This window comes from Mesorhizobium sp. M8A.F.Ca.ET.161.01.1.1 (assembly GCF_004792105.1).
GTDB lineage: Bacteria > Pseudomonadota > Alphaproteobacteria > Rhizobiales > Rhizobiaceae > Mesorhizobium.
The window spans coordinates 396402-412500 of sequence record NZ_SRTD01000005.1 but is presented as its reverse complement, the minus strand read 5'-3'; the positions used below and the strand labels follow the sequence as shown (position 1 = coordinate 412500).

Below are 16099 nucleotides of genomic sequence, written 5' to 3'. Positions count from 1 at the left end.
ACCCCACCAGAGATCGCCGAACTGATTGGCCTCGCCAGCAATGGCGATTCCGGCGAAGTGGCCAAGACCACCAGACTGGTGGCGCCGCGCCAGATTGCCAAGGCCAAGGACCGTCGTCGCATGGAAGTGTCGATGGTCACCAAGGTCGGCGACCGCGATGTCATCCACACCATGCCTTTCGTGCAGATCAAGATGGCGCTCGCCGCCGGCCACACCACCAGCCGGCCCTACCCGCCCTTCGACCCGATGCAGGTGTTCGGCAACGATAGCGACGATGGCGCCGCCGCACAGCCGGCGGCGGCGGCCTCCGCCGCTTCCGGCCAGATCTACGGCGCCAAGGTCGAAAGCGAGATGAGCCTGAAGACCGTCGATTTCCCGATCGAGACGGCCTCCTTCGACGAAAAGGGCGACCTTTCCGCCGACGAAGTTGAAAAAGTCGTGCGCGAAGCCGGCACCGACCTCAGCGACGGCGCCGTGCAGGTCGCTTCGCTCCATTATGTCGACCCGCAACGCTTCGGCGATGCCTTTGCCGAAAGCATGGCCGGCTCCTACGACGTCAAGATCGTCCCCGAAAACGTCTCCGTGGCGCCGCGCGCCAACGCTGACGACCAGGCGCCGGCTTTCGCCGAAGAAATCATCCCTTTCACCAAAGACACGGACCTCACCGAGGCCTTTGCCGATTCGGGCTACACGGGCGACGATGCCACCGGCATGGCCGAAGCGATTGCCAAGCTGCTCAACGCCCCGGCGCTCAAGGCCGGAACCGTGTTGCGCGTCGGTCTCGAGGTCCATGGCGACGCCGCCAAGGTGGTTCGCACCAGCGTCTACGACAAGGCCACGCACATCGTCACCATCGCGCTCGACGATCGCGGTCAGTATGTGCCCGCGCAGGAGCCGGAACCCAATCCCGAATTGCTGACGGCGTTCGATGACTCGTCGGCTCCGGTGGTGGTGCGCGGCAACCTGCCGAACATTTATGACGGCATCTATCGGACCGCCTACTCCTACGGCATGTCCAAGGCGATGACTCAGCGGCTGATCAAGCTGCTTGCGTCCGATGTCGACTTCCAGTCGCGGCTCAATCCCGCCGATCGCCTCGAAGTGCTGTTCTCGCAGCCCGATGGAGATGACCAGACCTCCGACAATTCCGAGCTCCTCTATGTCTCGGCGACGTTCGGCGGAACGACACGCAATTTCTACCGTTTTCAAATGCAGGACGGCAGCACGGATTATTTCGACGAGAATGGCAGCAGCGCCCAGCAGTTCCTGCTGCGCAACCCACTGCCCAACGGCAGATTTACCTCCGGATTTGGCGCTCGCAAGCACCCGATCCTTGGCTATGTCCGCATGCACACCGGCACGGACTGGGCAGCGCCCATCGGAACGCCGATCATCGCAGCGGGCAATGGCGTCATCGAGAAGGCCGGCTGGGCCGGCGGCTATGGCAAGCAGATCATCATCCGCCACGCCAATGGCTACGAGACCTCCTACAATCACCAGAGCGCCTTCGCCAAGGGCATCACTGAGGGCGTACGCGTCCGCCAGGGCCAGGTTATCGGCTATCTCGGTCAGACTGGCCTGTCCACCGGACCACATCTTCACTACGAGTTGATCGTCAACGGCACCAAGGTCGATTCAATGCGTGTGCGCTTGCCGGTCGGCAAGGTGCTGAAGGGCGACGACCTCGTCGCCTTCAAGCGCGAGCGTGAACGCATCGACGATCTCCTGAAGCAGGAAGACGGCAACTCGCTGAAGGTCGCCAGCGCCAAGATCGAAGGCTGAGTCTTAGCCTTCGTCCTGCCGAGGCTCGGCGCGCCGCGGCCACGGCAGCGCCTCGCCGGAAATCGTCATCCACGCGATGATAGCGGAAAGCAGGCATAGCAGCGCCGTCACCAAGGAGACGGCGGAAAAAGCGGCGTCGCTGGCGGCGATTCTTGCAGCATCGAGTGCCGGCGAAAGTCCCGTTGGCGGCGGTTCCCCGAAGCCAGGCACGCCGGGCGCGGCGTTTCCCTCCAGGGCATTGGCGTAGATCCAGGCAGCAAGCGACCCCATCGCCGCCACCGCGATCAGACCGCCGATGCGTGAGACGGCGTTGTTGATGCCGGAAGCCGCGCCGGTGTCCTTGTCTTCCACCGCCGTCATGATCGCGGTCGACAATGGCGACACGACCAACGCCATGCCGAGTCCCATCAGCGCCATCAACGGGAAGATGCCAGTCCAGAAATGGTGAAAGCCGGCATGGGTGAGCAAGGCCAGCCCGGCGAAGGCAATCGCCACGATCAGACTGCCGCAGGCAATTGGAAGACGTGGCCCGATCCGGTCCGACAGCTTGCCGACGGGTCCTGACAAAAGCGCGATCGCTGCGGACAGCGGCAGGAAGATGAAGCCGACCTCGGCCGTGCTCAGCCCCCAGCCGGCGATCAGCAGCATCGGCAGGTAAAAAAGATTGGCCGACAGCGCGAAATAGAGGAAGAAAGTCGCGGCATTGGCGCCGGCGAAAGCACCGATGCGAAACAGGCTGAGGTCGATCATCGGCTCGCGCTGCCGCCGCTCGAACAGGATGAAGACAACAAGCAGCACGGCGCCGGCGGCAATGCTTGGACCGGCCATGTGGCTCTCGCCGCTGGCGCTCATTGAAGTCAGCCCATAAGCGAGCGCGCCGAAGGCCAGCGTCGCAAGCGCACCACCGGCAAGGTCAAGGCTGCGTTTCTGCGTTGGCGCATCGGCGGGAATCTTGGCGAGCAGCAGATAGATCGAGATCAGGCCGAGTGGCAGGTTGACGGCAAAGATCGCCCGCCAGATGCCATCGCCGAAAGCCGACAGCACCAGGCCGCCGAGCACGGGGCCGAGAGCGGTGGTCAGCGCCGAGGCCGCCGCCCAGATGCCGATCGCGCGGCCGCGTTCCTTCTTCGGATAGGCCTTGGCGATGATGGCGAGACTGCCCGGCACCATGATCGCGGCACCGAAACCCTGGAGAGCGCGAAACGCGATCAGCACGACTGCGTTCGGCGCCAGCGCACAGGCAAGCGAGGCCGCGATGAATAGCGCGATGCCGGCCACGAACGCACGGCGAAGCCCGAACCGGTCGCCCGCGGCACCGCCGGCGAGGATCAGCGCCGAGAGCGTCAGCGCGTAGGCATTGGAGATCCACTGCGCCTCGGCAAGGCTGGCGCCGAGGTTGACGCGGATCGCCGGCATGGCGATCGCCAGGATCGACCCGTCGATGAAGCCGAGCGCCGAGGCCAGGATCGCCGCGACCAGCACATAACGCCGCTGCGATTGCGGGCAGAACGTGCCATTCGCGACCGGAGCGGTCAGCGGAACGGCGGCGGCTTCATTGGGTGAATGCATGCCGCTCTGATTAGACCGGCGGCGCACCGGCAACAACCAGCCAGAGACTGGTTGCCCTTGAAACCAGCCATATTGCCATTGCCAGGGATCGCATCTGCCCCGATGCAAACCGCGGCAGTCATGCTAGGTTTTTCCCAACAGCCGGGGGCAGGAGAATTCGATGAAGCGTCCACTCGAAGCCTCCGTTGAGGGGCGCGGCCGTATTGTCGGTATCACCGATGGCGTGTTCGCCATCGCGCTTACCCTGATCGTGCTCGAGATCAGGGTGCCGGTGCATGAGGCGGTCCATTCCGAACACGATCTGCTTGTCGCAATCGCCGCACTGGCGCCCCGCTTTCTGACCTATGCCTTGAGCTTCCTGACCCTGACGATCTTCTGGTTCGGCCAGCAGGCGCAGCATGGTTTGATCGCCAAATCCGATAGGCGGCTGGCCACGCTGAACCTGTGCTTTCTCGCCTTCATCGCGCTCTTGCCGTTCTCGACCGACTTGCTGGCCGACTTCCTCGAATTCAGGACCGCGGTGCTGGTCTACTGGCTCAACCTGCTGATGCTCGGCATCACGCTGTTCGCCAGCTGGCGCTACGCGGACAAGAACGGCTTTGTCGCGGAAGATGTTGACGTGCAAACGCGGCGCACGGTCTATCTGCGCATCGTCAAGGCGCAGATCCTGTGGGCGGTCGGCGCCACACTCTGCCTAATCAACCCGCTGCTCAGCGTCGGCTTCATTCTGGTCGTGCAGTTGATCTATGCCGCAGCGCCACGCGGCTCATTGCTGCGCAACGTCATCGGCTGAAGGTCCGCCAACGAATTCCACGGTAACGCCTGGCGACACCAGCTTGGCGAGTTCGCGCGCGTCCCAGTTCGTCAGGCGCACGCAGCCATGGCTTTCGGTCTTGCCGATCTTCGACGGCTCGGGCGTTCCGTGGATGCCGTAGGTCGGTTTGTCCAAGGCGATCCAGACCGACCCGACAGGTCCGTTGGGGCCTGGTGGAACGGTGAGAATCTTGTCGTTCTCGCCCTGCTTGAAATTGATGTTCGGATTGTAGGTGTAGTTCGGGTCGAGCGCGATGCGCGACACGGCGTGGATGCCGGTGGGCGACGGCGTGTCCGCCGAGCCGATGGTGGCGGGATAGGCTGCTACCAGCTTGCCGCCCGCATCGTAGGCGTACACCTCTTTCTTGGTCTTGTCGGCGACGATGCGCACGACCGGCGTCGACACCAGCTTGCCGAAATTGGCGACTTTGATGATCGTGCCGGGGCGGTTGAAGTCGAGGCCCTTGTTGATCGACTTCAGATAGTTCTCGTCCATGTGGAAGCGCTCCGCCAGCGCCTCGGTGACAGAGGTGTAGCACATGCAGTTGAGCTGCGCCTTCTGGCTGTAGTCTTCCGGGATGGAGGCGACATACGGCCCGGCTGCGTCCTCCGCCGTGATGGTGTAGTTGGCGAAGGCATCGCCGCCGGATTGCGAGAGTGCTGACTGGATGCCGACCGCATCGGTCGATTTGAGGCTGCTGCCGTTGATCTCGTTGTAGGCGGCGAGCGCCTTGTCGACATTCGAGCCGAAGCGCCCGTCGATGACGCCAGGCGAAGCACCGCCACGGTCGAGCAGCACCTGCAGCGCTGCCACATCCTGGCGTGCGCCCAGCGAAAGCGACGGGTCGACCGACGTCTTGCCGCCAGCGTTTGGCGGCAAAGCCGCCTGGTCGGAAGGCACCGCCTGCTCCGTCGGAGCTGCCGGCTGGAGGGGGTCTATCGACGCCTCGTTCAGCGGCTGGCGCTTGATGCTGCCCGGCTTTGCCGGCTGCGGCGCATCGGGATAATTGTTATCGTAACTGCCTTCGTCCTGCGGTGCAGGCGGATAGGCATCGACTGAATTGCTTCCGTCAGGATCGTATTCGTCGGCTGGTGGCGGGATGACCCGGCCTTCTTCTTCCAGCTGCTTGCGGCGGAAGCGTGCCATGTCCTGGGGATCGTCGAGATAGTAGCGATCACCGTCGGCGGGGGAACGGCCGAGTTCACGCATCCGCGTCTCGCGGCGCAGCGCCCGCCGGTCGAGCCTGGTCTGCGGCGGCTGGATGGCTATCACCTTGCCGGTATCGGCATCGACGATGACGCGGTTGCCCCTGGCATCGTAATAAATGTCGAGATTGCCGTCCTGGGCGAGCAGAATGCCGCCACTCTCGGCGGCGCGGACAGGCTGGGCCGCGCCGTCATGCGTCGGCGCCGCGAACGCGTTGGAAAATACCAGTCCCGCAACAAGCGCCGAAAGGGTGAAGATAGTGCGCAGCATAGTGGCGAAACTCTCCGGTCCGTATGTGCCGCCGCCCGGCATTGTGCAATTCGGCGAAACCCCTTCGCCAGCAAACCAGTTACCCACCATATGGTTCCATCATGAACCGGGCATGAAGATGGCGGTCTTCCGGCGCCTCGAGGAATATTAGCTAGCCCACGCCAAGCCCCAATTCCTTGCGCGCCTGCTTCGTCAGCTTCAGGGTAACCAGGCGATGACTGTCGCGCAAATAGTCCTTCAGCGCACCATCATCCATGCTCTGGCTTGTCTGACGCTGGATCCACTTCATGCCGCGGGAGGCGAGATAGGGCGCGGGGCGCAGGCCCGGCTGCTCCTTGAGCACATCATAGGCAATATCGGAGCATTTGAAGGTGACGGAAAGCTGCTCACCCTGATCCCAGCCACCGATCGCAAACACCTTGGTCCCGACCTTCCAGACATGGGCGCCGCCCCATTGCACCACGTGGCTCGTTGCCGGCAGCGAGCCGCAGAAGCCGTTGTAGTCGTCCAGCGTCATCCGCGCTCCCCGTGATATGAAAACGCCGCGCGCCCATACTGGACACGCGGCGTTGGATCAGGCCGCCGCCTCCGCGGCGACGATCGTCGGCCTGGAGCGGAAATTCAGCCGGTCGGAACCGGCCGTAACCTTGACCGTCGAGCCATCGAGAATCTCGCCAAGCAGGATCTTTTCCGCCAGCGGATCCTGTAGCTCCTTCTGCATCACGCGCTTCAGCGGCCTGGCACCATAAGCGGGGTCGTAACCCTTGGCCGCCAGCCACTCGATCGCCTCGGGATCCAGCGACAGCGTGATCTTGCGATCGGTCAGCAGGCTCTCCAGCCGCTTGAGCTGGATTTCGACGATGCGGTCCATGTCCTTGCGGCGCAGCCGGTGGAACAGGATCACCTCGTCGACACGATTGAGGAACTCCGGCCGGAACGATGCCCTGACCACGCCCATCACCTCGTCTCGTACGGCATCGACATCCTGGTCCTCGCCGAGATTGACCAGATATTCGGCACCGAGATTCGACGTCATGATGATCAGCGTGTTGCGGAAATCGACGGTGCGCCCCTGCCCGTCGGTGAGCCGACCGTCATCGAGCACCTGCAGCAGAACATTGAACACATCCGGATGCGCCTTCTCGATCTCGTCGAACAGCACGACCTGATAGGGCCGGCGCCGCACCGCTTCGGTCAGCGCGCCGCCTTCCTCATAACCGACATAGCCGGGAGGCGCGCCGATCAGCCGGGCAACGGAGTGCTTCTCCATGTATTCGGACATGTCGAGGCGCACCAGCGCCGTTTCATCGTCGAACAGGAAGTTGGCCAAAGCCTTGGTGAGTTCCGTCTTGCCGACGCCGGTCGGGCCAAGGAACATGAACGAGCCGATCGGCCGGTTCGGATCCTGCAGGCCTGCGCGCGCGCGCCGCACCGCCTTGGAAACGGCTTGCACCGCCTCGCCCTGGCCGACAACACGCTTGCCGATCTCGTCTTCCATGCGCAACAGCTTGTCGCGCTCGCCCTGGAGCATCTTGTCGACCGGAATTCCGGTCCAGCGCGACACGATATGGGCGACATGGTCGGGCGTGACCACTTCCTCGACCATGCCGGCCTTGCCGTCCTGGGCTTCGGCCTCCTTCAGCTTCTTTTCCAATTCGGGAATCTTGCCATAGGCAAGCTCCCCGGCGCGCTGGAACTCACCCTTGCGCTGGGCAATGGCAAGGTCGTTGCGCGCCTCGTCGAGCTGCTTCTTCAGGTCGGCGGCAAGCCCAAGCTTCTGCTTCTCGGCCTGCCATTTCGAAGTAATCTCGGTCGATTCCTCCTCGAGGCCGACAAGTTCCTTTTCCAGGCGGGCGAGCCGGTCCTTCGAGGCTTCGTCCGTCTCGACCTTCAGCGCCTCGCGCTCGATCTTCAGCTGCATGATGCGGCGGTCGATCTCATCCAGTGCCTCAGGCTTGGAATCGACCTGCATCCTGAGCCGCGAGGCGGCTTCGTCGACCAGGTCGATCGCCTTGTCCGGCAGGAAGCGGTCGGCGATGTAGCGATTGGACAGCGTCGCCGCCGCCACCAGCGCCGAATCGGAGATACGCACCTTGTGGTGCTGCTCGTATTTCTCCTTCAGGCCGCGCAGGATCGAGACCGTGTCCTCCACCGTCGGCTCGTCGACGAAAACGGGCTGGAAACGGCGGGCAAGGGCGGGATCCTTTTCGACATGCTTGCGGTATTCATCGAGCGTGGTCGCGCCGACGCAGTGCAGTTCGCCGCGCGCCAGCGCCGGCTTCAGCAGATTCGACGCATCCATGGCGCCATCGGCCTTGCCGGCGCCGACCAGCGTGTGCATCTCGTCGATGAACAGGATGATATTGCCGCTGGCCGAGGTGACTTCGGAAAGCACGGCCTTCAGCCGCTCCTCGAACTCGCCGCGATATTTGGCGCCGGCAATCAGCGCGCCCATGTCGAGCGCCATCAACTGCTTGTCCTTCAGCGATTCCGGCACGTCGCCATTGACGATGCGCAGCGCCAGGCCTTCGGCGATCGCCGTCTTGCCGACGCCCGGCTCGCCGATCAGCACCGGGTTGTTCTTGGTGCGGCGCGACAGCACCTGGATGGTGCGGCGGATCTCGTCGTCGCGGCCGATGACCGGATCGAGCTTGCCCGCGCGTGCGTCGGCGGTCAGATCACGCGCGTACTTCTTCAGCGCGTCATAGCCCTGTTCGGCACTCGCCGAATCGGCGGTGCGGCCCTTGCGGACGTCGTTGATGACCTGGTTCAGCGCCTGCGCGGTGACGCCGGCCTTGGCCAGGATTTCGGCCGTCTTTGCCGATTTCTCCATGGTAAGCGCCTGCAGCAGCCGTTCGACGGTGACAAAACTGTCGCCGGCCTTCTTGGCCAGGTCCTCGGCGGTCGAGAACACCTTGGCCAGCGGCTGAGCCAGATAGAGCTGGCCATTGCCACCCTCCACCTTGGGCATCGCTTCGAGCGCCGTCTCGACACCGAGCTTGACGTCGCGGACATTGCCGCCGGCGCGCTCGATCAGCGACGCGGCCAGGCCCTCGTCATCGTCGACGAGGACCTTCAGAATATGTTCGGGGGTGAATTGCTGATGGTTGCGGGAGAGCGCCATGGTCTGCGCGGACTGGATAAAGCCGCGCACGCGCTCTGAGTATTTCTCAAGGTTCATATCTGTCTCCTTCCATCACCGGCCCGCTTTGCGGCACCGGATCAGATTGCGGTGACGGACCCGCCCATTCGAGCCGGATCCCGTTCAGCCGAGATATGGTGCATGGGGCATGCTGTCTCAAGACGCATTGATGTCTGTCAATCGACAATATTCCACGTCAGCCCAAACGAAAACGGCGGGGATTTCTCCCCGCCGTTCAATGTCTTGCGGTGCCGTTCGATCAGTTGTCGATGTCGGCGATCACGGGTTCGGCGCTGCCGCCGTCGCCTGGAGCCGCGGCCGTCTCGCCCGCATCCGCATTGTCGCTGCCACCCTCGACCTGGTCGGGATTGGTGCGCGGACGGCGCGGACGCCGTGGGCGGCGAGCAGCACCGCTCTCGGCGGCCGCCTCGTTGAGTTCGGCTTGAGCGGCCAGGCCTGCCGGTGAAAAATTCTCGAACCGTGGAGCCGGCTCGGCTGCCGCCACGGTCTCGGACGGCGAAGCGGGCTCTGCCTGCACTTCAGTCTGTCCCGAGGCCTCGTTGCGCTGCTGCTGGCCGCCTTGTTCGGCCGAAGCATAGTCGCGCTGACCGTTCTGGCCGTAGCCGCCGTTAGGGCGACGATCGCGATGGCGCCCGCCATTGTTGTTGTCGCGGCCGCTGTTGTTACGCCCGCCATTGTCGCGCCCGCTATTGTCACGATTGTCGCGACCGTCCCGGTTTAGCGCAACCTCAGCCGGCATGCCCTCGATCACCGGCTGCGGGCCAGCGCCGTGGTTGACCACGGGAACCTGTGGATCGGAACCAGCATTGCCGGTGCTAATGGACGCCCCACTGTTGCCAGCCCCACTGTTGCCGGCCCCGCTGTTGCCAGCATTGTCGAACTCGTCGCGATCCTCATCGCCGTCCTCGTCGAACTCGTCGCGGTTCTGCTGGACGTTCTGGATCGGCATCTGCGCCTGCGCGGCGGCGATGATGCGGTTGTAGTGTTCGGCGTGCTGGAGATAGTTTTCCGCCATCACCCGGTCGCCGGAGCTTTGCGCATCGCGGGCCAAGGTGGCGTATTTTTCGGCGATCTGCTGAGCCGATCCACGGATCTTCACGTCCGGGCCGTTGCTCTCGTAGTTGCGCGTCAGGGGATTTGGTCCCTTGCGGTTGTTGTTATTGTTATTGTTATTGCCGCCGCCGCCATTGTTGTTGCGACCGCGCATGCGCCTGTTCTGCTGTTGTGGCCTCATTAGACTCTCTTCATAGTGAAATTTTCGAAAAACTCTTCACGAACGGAGGCGCTCATGCAGCCAGCCGTTTCGTTTCTTCACCGGCGTTCGCCCGCATCGATTGCGTTGGCGCCACGTGCCATCCTGTTCCGGTTACATCACTTGCCGGACGATTCCCGCACGAAGCTTGGGCGTCGTTTGCGCAAGAAGGCAGCTATTTCCAAGGAAACCGAATCGCTAAGAGCACTGCCTGCTTCGTCTCATCCGGTAAGGCGACCCTAGCTGCATTCCCCGGCATTGCCAAGCGGTTTTTTCGCACTGCGTCAAGGTGTTGCCCGTTGAAAAACAAGAACCCTGTCGTTTCCGCCGAGATCGCCAAACACCTCGCCGCCCGCGTAACCGGCCGCGCCAAATATATCGTTGACCTCGTTGCTTTGCGTGTGGCCGATCTCGACCGCAATCCTGCCTTCGGCTTCCAGAAACCTTGCCGCCTCGGCGGCGATGATCCTGTAGGGGTTCAACCCATCCACGCCGCCATCCAAGGCCAGGCGCGGGTCGAAATCGCGGACTTCGTCCTGCAGATTTCCAATGTCTTGCGAAGGTATATAGGGAGGGTTTGCGGCAATTACATGGTATCGGCCGGAAACTTTTTCGAACCAGTTCGACTGAACCGTCGTGAACCCGCCGCCGAGCCCGAATTGCCCGGCATTGCGGGCCGCCATTGCCAGCGCGCCGGCGGAAATGTCGACGCCGGTGGCGGTCGCGGCAGGCACGACGCTCAGCAGCGCCAGGGCGATGGCACCCGTGCCCGTGCCGAGGTCGAGGATGTGGCATACCCCCTCGCGTGCGGCCACCGCCTTGACGAAGGGCAGCACCGCCTCGACCAGTGTTTCGGTGTCCGGCCGCGGTTCCAGCGTCTCCGGTGACAGCATCAGGCGCAAACCGTAGAATTCGCGATAGCCCAGGATGCGATGCACCGGCTCGCCACCGGCTCGCCGTCTCAGAGCGTCATCGATCGCGGCGATGGCGTTTGCTTCGATCATGCGTTCGGGGTCGGCGATGGCCTGCGTACGCGTCGTGCCGGAATAGTGCTCGACGATCAGCCGCGCATCGAGCGCGGGATCGTCGACACCGGCCGCGGCAAGCCTGGCCCGCGCTTTCCGCAGCAGCGGCCCCAGCGCCTCGGGCGGATGCTCAGCCATCGAGGCCGATATCGGCCAGCAGCTTCGACTGGTGATCGGCGATCAGCGCGTCGACGACTTCGTCGAGTTCACCCATCATCACCCGGTCGAGCTTGTAGAGCGTCAGGTTGATGCGGTGGTCGGTGACGCGGCCTTGCGGAAAATTGTAGGTGCGGATGCGCTCCGAGCGGTCGCCGGAGCCGACCTGCGACTTGCGCGATTCGGAACGCTCCTCGTCCGCCTTGCTGCGCTCCATGTCATAGAGCCGGGCCCGCAGGATCTGCATGGCCTTGGCCCGATTCTGGTGCTGCGACTTCTCCGCCTGCACCACCATGATACCGGTCGGCAGATGGGTGATGCGGACCGCCGAATCGGTAGTGTTGACGTGCTGGCCGCCGGAGCCCGAGGCACGCATCGTGTCGATGCGGATGTCCTCGGCTCTGATGTCGATATCGACCTCTTCCGCTTCCGGCAGCACGGCGACGGTGGCGGCGGACGTGTGGATGCGCCCGCTGGCCTCGGTTGCAGGCACACGCTGGACGCGATGCACCCCGGACTCGAATTTCAGATGGGCGAACACACCCTTGCCCGAGATCGTGGCGATGATTTCCTTGAAGCCGCCGGCATCGCCGTCGCTCGCCGATACCGTTTCGAACCGCCAGCCGCGTTCGGCGGCGTAGCGCTCATACATGCGAAACAGGTCGCCGGCGAAGAGCGCCGCCTCATCGCCACCGGTGCCGGCGCGGATTTCGAGGATGGCGTTCTTGTCGTCGGCGGCATCCCTGGGCAGAAGCAGGATCTGGATGTCCTTCTGCAGCGCCTCGATGCGATCTTCCACTCCAGGCAGATCGGCTTCGGCGAGCGCCCGCATCTCGGCGTCGGTGCCCTTGTCGGCGAGCATCGCTTCGAGGTCGGCCTGCTCCTGCTCGGCCGAGCGCAGTTCCCTGACCTTGGCCACCATGTCCTGTAACTCGGCATATTCGGATGCCATCTTAACATAGGCATCCGGCGTCGGTCCGGCCGACATCTGCGCCTCGAGCATCTCGAAACGCTTGACGACTTGATCCATACGATCGCGGGGCAAGTTGACCATGATGCGGGTGCTACAACGGGATCGAGCGGTCGTCGGCGAAGGCCTGCAGCAACGCCCGCATCGGCAGCCCTTGCGCCGGCGCCATCAGATTGTCGTCGAAGAAAGCCTTCAGCTCCTCCAGCGGCAGCTCCGTCAGCATCGCCTTGACCGGGCCGATCGAGGCTGGCGACATCGAGATCGAGCGGAAACCGAGGCCAATCAGCGCCATCGCCGAGATCGGCTTGCCGGCCAGTTCACCGCATAGGGTGACGGGCGTATGATTGCGCGCGCCGGCGTCGGCGATCTGCTTGAGCACCCGCAGGAACGGCGCCGACAGCGTATCGAAGCGGTTGGCCAGTTGCGTATTGCCGCGGTCGACCGCCATGACGAACTGGAACAGGTCGTTCGACCCGACCGAGACGAAGTCGACCGCCTTCATCAATTCGTCGAGCTGGAACAGAAGCGACGGCACTTCCAGCATGGCGCCCAGTTTGAGACTGGTCGGCAGATGGTGGGCGAAGCGTGAGAGATGCCGCACCTCGCGGTCGATGATTTCGCGCGCCTGGGCGATTTCGCCAAGCTCGGTCACCATCGGCAGCATCAACTTGAGTTCGCGCCCGCCGCTGGCCTTGAGCAAGGCGCGGATCTGGGTGCGCAGCAAGCCTGGCCGGTCGAGCGTCAGGCGGATCGCGCGCCAGCCGAGCGCCGGATTCTCTTCCTGGATCGCGCCCTTGAAGTAGGGCAGCACCTTGTCGCCACCGATGTCGATGGTGCGGAAGGTGACCGGCTTGCCGCGCGCCGCTTCGAGCACGTCGCGATAGAGTTTTTCCTGGGCTTCGGCGCGTGGAAAGGTCGAGGCGACCATGAATTGCAGTTCCGTGCGGAACAGGCCGATGCCGGCAGCGCCCGCCTCCGCCAATTGCGGGAGGTCGACGGCAAGCCCGGCATTCATCAGCAGATCGACCTGGACACCGTCCCTGGTCGTCGACGGCTTCTTGCGCAGTTCGCGGTAGACTTCCTGCCGGCGCGCCCGGAACCGTACTTTTTCGGCATAGGCGGCTTCAAGATCGGATTGCGGCCGCAGATGGATCGCACCCTCCTCGCCGTCGACGATGATGGCATCGCCGTTTTCCGCCATGGAAACGGCGCCCTTCATCTGGCCGGCAACGGGAATGCCCATGGCGCGCGCGACGATGACGACATGGCTGGTCGCCGCGCCATCCTCGAGCACCAGGCCACGCAGCTTGTCGCGGGGGTAATCGAGCAGTTCGGCGGCGCCCATCGAGCGGGCGACGATGATGGCGTCCTTCGGCAGCGAGGCCGCGACATCCTCGGGCCCGCGGCCCATCAGCTGGCGCAACAGCCGGTTGGCGAGATCGTCGAAATCGCTCATCCGCTCGCGCAGATAGGGATCGGTCATGTGCAGCATGCGGGCGCGCATGTCGCTCTGCACCTTTTCCACCGCCGCTTCCGCTGTCAGGCCATTGCGGATCGCCTCTTCCAGCCGCCGCACCCAGCCGCGGTCGTTGGCGAACATGCGGTAGGCTTCCAGCACCTGGCGATGCTCGCCCTCGAAGGCGACGTCGCGGCGCTCCAGCATGTCGTCGATCGAGAGCCTGAGCGAACCGAGCGAGGCTTCGAGCCGGCGGACCTCTTCCTCGCTGTCCTCGTTGAACAGATTGGTGACGACGATGCGCGGCTCGTGCAGCACGACGTGACCAAGTCCGACGCCGTCGTTGAAGGACAGGCCGGTGAAGCTGACGGGCCGGCGCAGGTCGAGTTCGAGGCCCGGCCGGGTCAGCCGCGCCAGATCGCCGGTGGCGATCATCTCGGCGATGACCATGGCGGTGGTTTCCAGCGCCTCGACCTCGTCGTCGCGGTAGTGGCGCATGGTCTTGTTCTGGACAACCAGGACGCCGAGCGTACGCCCTGCCCTGAGCACCGGGACGCCGAGGAAGGAATTGTAGATCTCCTCCCCGGTCTCCGGCAAGTAGGCGAAGGCCGGATGTTCCTGTGCGTTGGACAGGTTGAGCGGCCTGGCACTCGCCGCGATCGTACCGACCAGGCCTTGTCCCAGCCGCAGTTGCGCGAGGTGGACAGCGTTCGGGTTCAGACCTTCGGTGGCGTAGAGTTCGAGCACCGAATCGGCGCGCAGCACATAGAGCGAGCACACTTCGGCGACCATGTTGGAGGCGATGTCGCGCACGATGCGGTCAAGCCGCTCCTGCGGCTCCAGCGGCTCCTGCATGAGCTCGCGGAGCCGTTTCAGCAAAACGCGCGGGCCGCTGGCCTGGTCACGCATCGCGGCTTCTTCTCCAATGAAACACTTGCCGCCGCAGTTTCCGCCGCGGCCGGCATGCACGCAACAACTGATTCAGTCTTGCTACTGCTTATCGAGACCGTAGACGGAATGCAAAGTGCGAACCGCCAGTTCGGTATACGGACCGTCGATCAGTATCGAAATCTTGATCTCGGAGGTGGTGATGGCGCGGATGTTGATCGCCTTGTCGGCCAGCGCCTTGAAGGCGGTGGCGGCAACACCCGCATGGCTCCTCATGCCGATGCCGATGACCGAAACCTTCGACATGCCGGCTTCCGACTGCACGACATCGTAGCCGATCTCGGCCTTCAGCCGGTCGAGCACGGCCAGCGCCTTGTCGACGTCGCCCGACGGCACGGTGAAGGTCATGTCGGTCAGCTTGCCGTCCTCGGAGATGTTCTGGACGATCATGTCGACATTGATGTTGGCCTCGGCCAGCGGGCCGAAGATGCCGGCGGCGACGCCTGGCCGGTCGCCGACACGGCGCAGCGAAATCTGCGCCTCGTCCTTGGCGTAGGCAATTCCGGTGACGACCTGCTGTTCCACGATCTCTTCCTCGTCGCAAATGAGCGTTCCCGGAGGATTGAGCAAATCCCCCATTCCGGGCGCATCGGGATCGTCGAAGGACGACCGCACGAAGGTACGTACCCTGTGCACCATGGCAAGCTCGACCGAACGCACCTGTAGAACCTTGGCGCCGAGCGAGGCCATTTCAAGCATTTCCTCGAAGGAGATCTTGGCCAGCCGGCGCGCCTTCGGCTCGATGCGCGGGTCGGTGGTGTAGACCCCGTCGACGTCGGTGTAGATGTCGCAGCGGTCAGCCTTGACCGCTGCGGCGATCGCCACGGCGCTGGTGTCGGAGCCACCGCGGCCAAGCGTTGCGATGCGGTTGTCCGGTCCGATGCCCTGGAACCCGGCGACGACCGCCACCTGCCCCTCGCCGAAGCGCTTGACCAGGAAGGCGCCGTCGATGTCGAGGATGCGCGCCGCGCCATGCGCGTTGTCGGTCTTGATCGGGATCTGCCAGCCCTGCCAGGAACGCGCATGCACGCCCATGTTCTGCAAGGTGATGGCAAGCAGGCCAGCCGTGACCTGTTCGCCGGAAGCGACGACCGCGTCATATTCGCGTGCGTCGTGCATCGGCGAGGCCTCGCGCGTCCAGCCGACCAGTTCATTGGTCTTGCCGGCCATCGCCGAAACCACCACCGCCACCTCGTGGCCGGCATCGACCTCGCGTTTGACGTGACGCGCCACGTTGCGGATGCGGGCGATGTCGGCGACGGAGGTTCCGCCGAATTTCATCACGATACGCGCCATGGAAGCGAAATGCCTTTGACTGGAGTGGCCCGGGCCGAAAACGGAAGAAAAGCGCCCGGCTTGCGCCGGCCGCTGGATGCGCGGCCTCCTTAGCCAAATGAGGAAGGTTTCGCAAGGCTGACGGCGGATTGCGCAACAATACGACATATTGCCTTCCAGGCCGGCGCCGCTTACCAAATGCTTGCCTGCGGG

At 63.9% G+C, this 16099-nt stretch carries 11 protein-coding genes (1 of these 11 running past the window's edge); 2 read left to right on the top strand and 9 right to left on the bottom strand.

Annotated elements, in window-relative coordinates:
* A protein-coding gene (locus EN804_RS16210) for a M23 family metallopeptidase (protein WP_189524521.1) crosses the window boundary here: on the top strand, positions 1-1782 show its 3' portion. Its footprint begins 195 nt before the window's first position; the window shows 1782 of its 1977 coding nt (coding positions 196-1977); its start codon lies beyond the left edge, outside the window; its stop codon occupies positions 1780-1782.
* A gap of 3 nt (positions 1783-1785) precedes the next feature.
* Here the strand turns inward: EN804_RS16210 and EN804_RS16205 are convergent, their stop codons facing one another.
* Positions 1786-3351 carry an MFS transporter gene (locus EN804_RS16205; protein ID WP_135920245.1) on the bottom strand — a complete coding sequence of 522 codons (1566 nt, stop codon included), beginning with the start codon at positions 3349-3351 and terminating at the stop codon, positions 1786-1788.
* Positions 3352-3511: 160 nt separating this feature from the next.
* Here EN804_RS16205 and EN804_RS16200 point away from each other — a divergent pair, with 160 nt between their 5' ends.
* Positions 3512-4144 carry a TMEM175 family protein gene (locus EN804_RS16200; protein WP_135920243.1) on the top strand — a complete coding sequence of 211 codons (633 nt, stop codon included), beginning with the start codon at positions 3512-3514 and terminating at the stop codon, positions 4142-4144.
* Here the strand turns inward: EN804_RS16200 and EN804_RS16195 are convergent.
* The 8 genes from EN804_RS16195 to EN804_RS16160 form a co-directional block, all read right to left on the bottom strand.
* Positions 4118-5641 (bottom strand): L,D-transpeptidase family protein, encoded by a 1524-nt coding sequence (locus EN804_RS16195; RefSeq protein WP_135920241.1) that lies wholly within the window; start codon positions 5639-5641, stop codon positions 4118-4120. The genes EN804_RS16200 and EN804_RS16195 overlap by 27 nt on opposite strands.
* A 151-nt stretch (positions 5642-5792) precedes the next feature.
* Positions 5793-6158, bottom strand: coding sequence for an MmcQ/YjbR family DNA-binding protein (locus EN804_RS16190; RefSeq protein WP_127872295.1), 366 nt, complete (start codon positions 6156-6158; stop codon positions 5793-5795).
* Positions 6159-6215: 57 nt separating this feature from the next.
* Entirely contained in the window at positions 6216-8822 is a 2607-nt protein-coding gene (gene clpB, locus EN804_RS16185; RefSeq protein WP_127872294.1) for an ATP-dependent chaperone ClpB, read from the bottom strand.
* Between the two features lie 220 nt (positions 8823-9042).
* The gene (locus EN804_RS16180; protein WP_135920239.1) at positions 9043-10038 is read right to left on the bottom strand and encodes a DUF4167 domain-containing protein; all 996 of its coding nucleotides are present in this window, start codon (positions 10036-10038) and stop codon (positions 9043-9045) included.
* A 302-nt stretch (positions 10039-10340) separates the two neighbouring features.
* Positions 10341-11219: a peptide chain release factor N(5)-glutamine methyltransferase gene (prmC, locus tag EN804_RS16175; RefSeq protein WP_135920237.1), complete on the bottom strand. Its 879-nt coding sequence runs from the start codon at positions 11217-11219 to the stop codon at positions 10341-10343.
* Entirely contained in the window at positions 11212-12291 is a 1080-nt protein-coding gene (gene prfA, locus EN804_RS16170) for a peptide chain release factor 1 (RefSeq protein WP_127872291.1), read from the bottom strand. Before prfA ends, prmC begins: the two co-directional genes overlap by 8 nt.
* A 10-nt stretch (positions 12292-12301) precedes the next feature.
* Entirely contained in the window at positions 12302-14572 is a 2271-nt protein-coding gene (gene ptsP, locus EN804_RS16165; RefSeq protein ID WP_127872290.1) for a phosphoenolpyruvate--protein phosphotransferase, read from the bottom strand.
* An 81-nt stretch (positions 14573-14653) separates the two neighbouring features.
* Positions 14654-15907: an aspartate kinase gene (locus EN804_RS16160; RefSeq protein WP_127278445.1), complete on the bottom strand. Its 1254-nt coding sequence runs from the start codon at positions 15905-15907 to the stop codon at positions 14654-14656.
* Positions 15908-16099 lie beyond the last annotated feature (192 nt).

What these genes read in the sequence shown, in the direction of transcription:
- EN804_RS16205 (WP_135920245.1), bottom strand. Translation starts at nt 3,351, where the DNA reads ATGCATTCACCCAATGAAGCCGCCGCCGTTCCGCTGACCGCTCCGGTC.
- prmC (WP_135920237.1), bottom strand. Translation starts at nt 11,219, where the DNA reads ATGGCTGAGCATCCGCCCGAGGCGCTGGGGCCGCTGCTGCGGAAAGCG.
- EN804_RS16160 (WP_127278445.1), bottom strand. Translation starts at nt 15,907, where the DNA reads ATGGCGCGTATCGTGATGAAATTCGGCGGAACCTCCGTCGCCGACATC.
- ptsP (WP_127872290.1), bottom strand. Translation starts at nt 14,572, where the DNA reads ATGCGTGACCAGGCCAGCGGCCCGCGCGTTTTGCTGAAACGGCTCCGC.
- prfA (WP_127872291.1), bottom strand. Translation starts at nt 12,291, where the DNA reads ATGGTCAACTTGCCCCGCGATCGTATGGATCAAGTCGTCAAGCGTTTC.
- EN804_RS16195 (WP_135920241.1), bottom strand. Translation starts at nt 5,641, where the DNA reads ATGCTGCGCACTATCTTCACCCTTTCGGCGCTTGTTGCGGGACTGGTA.
- EN804_RS16190 (WP_127872295.1), bottom strand. Translation starts at nt 6,158, where the DNA reads ATGACGCTGGACGACTACAACGGCTTCTGCGGCTCGCTGCCGGCAACG.
- EN804_RS16180 (WP_135920239.1), bottom strand. Translation starts at nt 10,038, where the DNA reads ATGAGGCCACAACAGCAGAACAGGCGCATGCGCGGTCGCAACAACAAT.
- clpB (WP_127872294.1), bottom strand. Translation starts at nt 8,822, where the DNA reads ATGAACCTTGAGAAATACTCAGAGCGCGTGCGCGGCTTTATCCAGTCC.
- EN804_RS16200 (WP_135920243.1), top strand. Translation starts at nt 3,512, where the DNA reads ATGAAGCGTCCACTCGAAGCCTCCGTTGAGGGGCGCGGCCGTATTGTC.